Source organism: Parabacteroides faecalis (genome assembly GCF_022809355.1).
Lineage (GTDB): Bacteria > Bacteroidota > Bacteroidia > Bacteroidales > Tannerellaceae > Parabacteroides > Parabacteroides faecalis.
This window is the reverse complement of the sequence record NZ_JAKZMM010000089.1, coordinates 1-6,409: the sequence shown is the minus strand read 5'-3', so window position 1 is coordinate 6,409 and position 6,409 is coordinate 1. Positions and strand designations below refer to the sequence as shown.

Below are 6,409 nucleotides of genomic sequence, written 5' to 3'. Positions count from 1 at the left end.
CCAGCTTTCGGCTCCACATAAAACAGCGGATATTGTAATATAAAAGATACTTTCCAAACTATATTTTTTCAAATGATCTCTACGAGGATCTGATACTTTTTCTAATATAGAGAATATTTCCATTACTTCTTTGATTTTTATTATTATTATTATCCCTTTGACTCTCTAAAGATAAATACTTTTTAAAAGGTCTGGAAGTTTGTAATGCGTCAGCCCTGATACGACAAAAAAAGCAAATGCCTCCGAATTTAGTGGCAAGTTGACCGTAGGTACGGTTTTAAACTTGTCTGGATAACGGAGGCATTTGCCTGTCAGATATGATTTTTATGCGTGAAAAGTCTTTCTCTTCTGTTGTTTTTTCCGTATGGAATAGCCTTATTGATTTTCGGGGTGATAAGGTTTAAGCGGATCTTGTTCTGCCAATATGCGACGATCTTTTATAAACTGGACAATATAAGCCGTATAAATAAATATACCGATGCAGATGGCTCCTAAGTCATATACACCAAAATGCTGGTTGAAGCATTGGAATTGTATATGAATCCATGGTGTATACATACAAATAGTGTTAAGCAATATGATTGCCAAACGAAATTCGGTCGGACCAAGAGCTCCGTAAGTCAACCTAAACTTACCTTCCAAGATTGTACAGACGTAAGTATAAATAGAAAGAGCCAGATAACCAGCCAGTACCAGCAAGGCAATGTCTAACCGGAAGATTGGGGAAAGTCCGGCTCCGATACACATGATAATGATGGTGACAGCATCTAAAGAATGGTCAATAAAGAAGCCATAGACGGGACGTTGGGTTTGCCGAACACGCGCAATTGTTCCATCTAAACTGTCGCCATACCAATTGATGACTAATCCTAGTGACGATAACCACAAATAATGAATATTAATATGTGCAAGTGTGAAACCGATGGCACATATAATGGCTCCTACAACTCCTAAATATGTTAACATATCAGATGTTACCCAGCGAGGTTGTATGGTAGCAAGTTTAATAAGTACTTTCTTTTCAAGTCCGTTAAGAATAGACGTTTGAATTCTTTCTGAAGATTCTTTTCCCATAATCTGATAAATAAATTGCAAAGGTACTTCTTTTTGATGATTGTGAGCGTTTTTTGGAATTGAAAAATAATCTATATAACATGCAATCGGATTGGAAATATGGTTATCTGGAAATAGTTTGTCTAATTTTTACATGTTGTGTCAATTTTTATTGTAAGTTTGTAACGAAAAGAATCAATTCCAATGAACGAACAAGAAGTTAATTTGATAAATATCCGCAAGGTTTTGGAACAGAAAGCCCCTTCTGCCTCGAAGAAGATTCCTGGCTTTTTGGTTAATTATCTGGTTCGTACGATTCATCAGGATGAACTGAATGATATTATACTTCGTTATCAGGACAAGTTTGGAGTTGATTTCATGCAATCTTTAATCGGTTATTTTGACTTAAAGCTGGATATTCACGGAGAAGAGAACCTGAAATCTGACGGGCGATTTATATTTGCTTCCAATCATCCGCTCGGAGGAATGGACGGAATTTGTCTGTCGGCTTATATAGGCCGGCGATATGAAGGTAAAATCCGTTATCTGGTGAACGACCTTCTGCTTTATTTGCAGAATCTGCAATCTATTTTTGTTCCGATTAACAAACATGGTGCACAAGGACGCGATAATGCGCTCCGAATCGAAGAAGCCTATGCTTCCGATAACCAGATTATTACTTTCCCGGCAGGACTTTGTTCGCGGAAGATCAATGGAAAGATTGTAGATTTGGACTGGAAAAAGTCGTTTATCCAAAAGGCTGTCCAATATAAGCGGGATATTGTCCCGGTTTATTTTGACGGACAGAACTCGGCACGTTTTTATCGGGTGGCTAATATCCGGAAAAGATTGGGGATTAAGATGAATTATGAGATGATTTATTTGCCGGACGAAATGTTCAGGGCCAAGCATAAAACATTTCATATCTACTTTGGCAAACCGATTCCGTGGCAAACCTTTACTTCCGGACAAAAGTCTGTGGAATGGGCGGAATGGGTAAAACAGATTGTTTATCATTTAAAAGGATAATACGATGCAAGATATCATTCAACCGGTTGACCGTAGTTTATTGAAAGCGGAGTTGACAAAAGAGAAGTTACTCCGCCGAACGAATAAATCAGACAATGAGATTTATGTCATAACCGCGCATGATTCGCCACATGTAATGCTGGAAATCGGGCGTCTGCGGGAAATCGCTTTTCGTTATTATGGAGGAGGAACGGGATTCCCGGTTGATATTGACGAATTTGACACGATGGAAGATGCCTATCGGCAACTGATTGTCTGGAATCCGGAAGAAGAGATGATCTTGGGTGGTTATCGTTTCCTTTGTGGTTCGGATGTCCGGCTTGACGAACAGGGCAAGCCTGTCTTGGCTACTTCGCACTTGTTTGATTTTTCCGAGCAGTTTATCCGGGAATATTTGCCTTATACAGTAGAACTGGGTCGTTCGTTTGTCGCTCTTGAGTTCCAGGCAACACGTTCGGGCAGTACTCGTGGTTTGTTCGTTTTGGATAATCTTTGGGATGGATTGGGGGCTTTGTCAGTAATCGATCCGACGTTGCAGTATTTTTTTGGTAAGGTAACGATGTATAATACCTATAATACAGAGGCCCGAAATATGATTCTGTATTTCCTGCAACTTCATTTCGAAGATAAAGAACATTTGGTTACTCCGATTTATCCGCTACAGACTGGTACGGATATAAACCGGATGAAGGAACTGTTCCATTACGATAATTTCAAGGATAATTATAAGGTATTGAATCAGGAAGTCCGTAAGTTTGGTATCAATGTACCACCGTTGGTGAATGCTTATATGAGTCTTTCTCCGAAGATGAAAGTATTCGGTACAGCCATCAACCATGAATTTGGAGAAGTGGAAGAGACCGGTATCCTGATTAAGATCAATGAAATCCTGGAAGAAAAGAAGAAACGCCATATTGAAACCTTCCTGAAGGAAGAGTGTCTACATCCGGAATTGATTCGGAAAGGCTAAAGGGAGGACTGACTTTCGGGAAAGAGCATTTTCCCGTTTCCTATTTTTATGCTAATTTTGCTCGGATTAATTTAAAGCAGGATAAATCGTGGCAAAGATAGTAGAAACCCCTTTAATGAAGCAGTATTTTGAGATCAAGGCGAAACATCCAGATGCTATTTTACTGTTTCGTGTGGGCGACTTTTACGAGATGTATGGCGATGACGCAGTAGTCGGAGCAGAAATATTGGGCATAGTCCAAACCAAACGGGCCAATGGTGTAGGGCAGTCGGTCGAGATGGCTGGATTTCCGCATCATGCCTTGGATACTTATTTGCCGAAGCTGGTACGTGCAGGCAAACGGGTAGCTATATGTGACCAATTAGAAGATCCGAAGCTGACGAAGAAACTCGTGAAACGTGGAATTACCGAGTTGGTAACTCCTGGTGTTTCCATCAACGACAACATCCTTAACCATAAGGAAAATAATTTCCTGGCAGCGATTCATTTTGCAAAAGATAAATGCGGTATTGCTTTTTTGGATATTTCTACGGGTGAATTTCTGACAGCCGAAGGAACAACGGATTATATAGATAAGTTGTTGAATAATTTCTCGCCAAAAGAAGTCCTGCTGGAGCGTAACAATAAGAAGAGGTTTGAAGAAATCTTTGGTCCGCGCTACTTTTCGTTCGAATTGGATGACTGGATTTTTACTTCTGAGGCTGCCAATGACCGTTTGTTAAAGCATTTCGAGACAAAGAATCTGAAAGGTTTCGGTATTCAACACCTGAAACTGGGTATTATTGCTTCGGGAGCTATCTTGTATTATCTGGATCAGACGCAACACACGCATATTTCTCATATCACTTCGTTGGCGCGGATTGAAGAAGAACGCTATGTTCGTCTGGATAAGTTTACGGTTCGCAGCCTAGAATTGGTTTGTGCGATGAACGAAGACGGGAAAAGTCTGTTGGATGTAATCGACAAAACCATTTCTCCGATGGGTTCTCGCCTGTTGCGCCGGTGGATTTTGTTCCCGTTGAAGGATGTAAAACCGATTCAGGAAAGGCAGGATGTAGTAGAATACTTTTTCCGTCATCCGGAAGTGAAAGAATTGCTGGACGAACAACTAGAACAGATAGGAGACCTTGAACGTATCATCTCGAAAGTGGCGGTGGGACGTGTTACACCGCGTGAAGTTGTACAGCTGAAGATTGCTTTGCAGGCTCTCGAACCTATCAAGGAGGCTTGCATGGCAAGTAACGAACCTTCTTTATGCCGGATTGGCGAACAACTGAATGTCTGTGCATTGATCCGTGATCGGATTGATCGGGAAATCCAACCGGATCCGCCTTCGCTGGTCAATAAAGGTGGTGTTATTGCCAAAGGTGTAAATGAAGAATTGGATGAACTTCGTTCGATTGCTTATTCCGGAAAAGACTATCTGCTGCAAGTTCAGCAACGGGAAAGTGAAAAGACAGGTATTCCCAGTCTGAAGATTGCTTTCAACAATGTGTTCGGATATTATATAGAAGTGCGGAATGCTCATAAAGATAAAGTTCCGGCAGATTGGATACGTAAGCAGACGCTGGTGAATGCCGAACGTTATATTACAGAGGAACTGAAAGAGTATGAAGAGAAGATTCTGGGAGCGGAAGAGAAAATTCTCTCACTCGAATCGCGTTTGTTTAACGAATTGGTGTTATGTCTGACCGAATATATTCCTCCTATTCAATGTAATGCTAATTTGATAGGTCGCTTGGATTGCCTGCTGTCGTTTGCCAAAGCAGCTGAAAGTAATAAGTATATTCGTCCGTTGGTAGATGAATCGGATGTGATTGATATTAAAGGTGGTCGTCATCCGGTTATCGAAAAGCAGTTGCCTTTGGGTGAAACCTATGTGGCGAATGATGTGTATCTGGATGAAGACAAGCAGCAGATAATTATCATTACCGGACCGAATATGGCGGGTAAGTCTGCATTATTACGTCAGACAGCTTTGATTACCCTGCTGGCGCAGATCGGATGTTTTGTTCCGGCTGAAAGTGCCCGGATAGGAATCGTAGATAAAATCTTTACCCGTGTAGGTGCTTCTGATAATATATCGGTAGGAGAGTCCACATTCATGGTCGAGATGAATGAAGCGGCAGATATTCTGAACAACATGACTTCGCGTAGTTTGGTCTTGTTTGATGAATTAGGTCGTGGAACAAGTACATACGATGGTATTTCCATTGCTTGGGCAATTGTCGAATACATCCACGAACACCCGCATGCACATGCCAAAACGCTCTTCGCCACGCACTATCATGAATTAAATGAGATGGAACATTCTTTCCCACGTATCAAAAACTTTAATGTTTCGGTAAAAGAAGTGGGCAATAAGGTGATATTTCTGCGTAAATTGGTTCCGGGCGGAAGCGAGCACAGTTTTGGTATTCATGTTGCCAAGATGGCCGGAATGCCTAAGTGTATTGTGAATCGGGCAGACGAAATATTGAAACAGCTGGAATCAGAGAAACGCCAGGAAGGAGCTATTTCGGGCTCGTCGGTCAAGAAAGCTCCGGCCGTCAGAGAATCGGGAAATTATCAGCTCAGCTTTTTCCAGTTAGATGATCCGGTATTAAGTCAGGTGCGGGATGAAATCAAGAATATGGACTTGAATAACCTGACTCCGCTGGAAGCATTGAACAAGCTGAGCGAGATCCGGAAAATCATTACTGGAAAATAAAGCATGAGCTAGCCAGACTGTTGGCTAGTTAAGATACCTTTTCAGGATTCTCTGGTATATATTTCCGGAGAATCCGCATGAACTCCTCGCCGGTAATCGTTTCTTTATCGATGAGATAAGAAGCCGCTTCGTGCATCACCGGAATATGTTTGGAAATGAGATCGCGTGCTTTCTGATGGGCCTCTTTGATCAGCCGGAGTACTTCCTCGTCGATTTCTGTTGCTGTTTCAGCCGAACAGTTCAAGGTAGTATTTCCTCCTAAATAGGCATTGTTGACTTGTTCCAATCCCATCATATCGTATTTCTTACTCATGCCGAAACGAGTTACCATAGCTCGGGCAAGTTGTGTTGCCTGTTCAATATCATTGGAAGCACCGGTTGTAACGGTATTGCAAAGGAGTTCTTCGGCAGCTCTACCTCCGGTTAGTGTAGCAATGCGGTTAAACAAATCCTCCTGACTCATCAATACCTGTTCGCCGCGGTCAACTTGCATCGTATAACCCAAAGCTCCGGAAGTACGTGGTATGATAGTAATTTTACCCGTTGGCGGAATTAAATTGATAAAATAAATATGTATAAAAGGTTGTGCTTATCGCTGATTATTAGTAGATTAGAAGTGATCAAACTATTAATTTACAATAAAGCTA

The 6,409-nt window shown here is 41.4% G+C and carries 6 protein-coding genes; 3 read left to right on the top strand and 3 right to left on the bottom strand.

The window, feature by feature from the left end; translation table 11 throughout:
• Both MUN53_RS17960 and MUN53_RS17955 read right to left on the bottom strand, forming a co-directional pair.
• A partial coding sequence (locus tag MUN53_RS17960) for a transposase family protein (protein WP_243326778.1) occupies positions 1 to 123 on the bottom strand: 123 nt, incomplete at its 3' end.
• A 252-nt stretch (positions 124 to 375) separates the two neighbouring features.
• Positions 376 to 1,074 carry a CDP-alcohol phosphatidyltransferase family protein gene (locus MUN53_RS17955; protein WP_243326775.1) on the bottom strand — a complete coding sequence of 233 codons (699 nt, stop codon included), beginning with the start codon at positions 1,072 to 1,074 and terminating at the stop codon, positions 376 to 378.
• Between the two features lie 183 nt (positions 1,075 to 1,257).
• Here MUN53_RS17955 and MUN53_RS17950 point away from each other — a divergent pair, with 183 nt between their 5' ends.
• The 3 genes from MUN53_RS17950 (at position 1,258) to mutS (ending at position 5,762) form a co-directional block, all read left to right on the top strand.
• Complete coding sequence (locus tag MUN53_RS17950) at positions 1,258 to 2,082, top strand: 1-acyl-sn-glycerol-3-phosphate acyltransferase (protein ID WP_243326774.1); 825 nt, start codon at positions 1,258 to 1,260, stop codon at positions 2,080 to 2,082.
• 4 nt (positions 2,083 to 2,086) lie between these two features.
• On the top strand, positions 2,087 to 3,052 hold the full coding sequence (locus MUN53_RS17945) for a GNAT family N-acetyltransferase (RefSeq protein WP_243326772.1): 966 nt from the start codon (positions 2,087 to 2,089) through the stop codon (positions 3,050 to 3,052).
• A gap of 88 nt (positions 3,053 to 3,140) precedes the next feature.
• Positions 3,141 to 5,762, top strand: a complete 2,622-nt coding sequence (mutS, locus tag MUN53_RS17940) for a DNA mismatch repair protein MutS (RefSeq protein WP_243326770.1) — start codon at positions 3,141 to 3,143, stop codon at positions 5,760 to 5,762.
• Between the two features lie 28 nt (positions 5,763 to 5,790).
• Here the strand turns inward: mutS and MUN53_RS17935 are convergent, their stop codons facing one another.
• Positions 5,791 to 6,297 (bottom strand): ATP-dependent metallopeptidase FtsH/Yme1/Tma family protein, encoded by a 507-nt coding sequence (locus tag MUN53_RS17935; RefSeq protein WP_317236370.1) that lies wholly within the window; start codon positions 6,295 to 6,297, stop codon positions 5,791 to 5,793.
• Between the last annotated feature and the right edge of the window lie 112 nt (positions 6,298 to 6,409).

Coding starts and splice junctions, on each gene's coding strand:
- MUN53_RS17955 (WP_243326775.1), bottom strand. CDS start 1,074: ATGGGAAAAGAATCTTCAGAAAGAATTCAAACGTCTATTCTTAACGGA.
- MUN53_RS17950 (WP_243326774.1), top strand. CDS start 1,258: ATGAACGAACAAGAAGTTAATTTGATAAATATCCGCAAGGTTTTGGAA.
- MUN53_RS17945 (WP_243326772.1), top strand. CDS start 2,087: ATGCAAGATATCATTCAACCGGTTGACCGTAGTTTATTGAAAGCGGAG.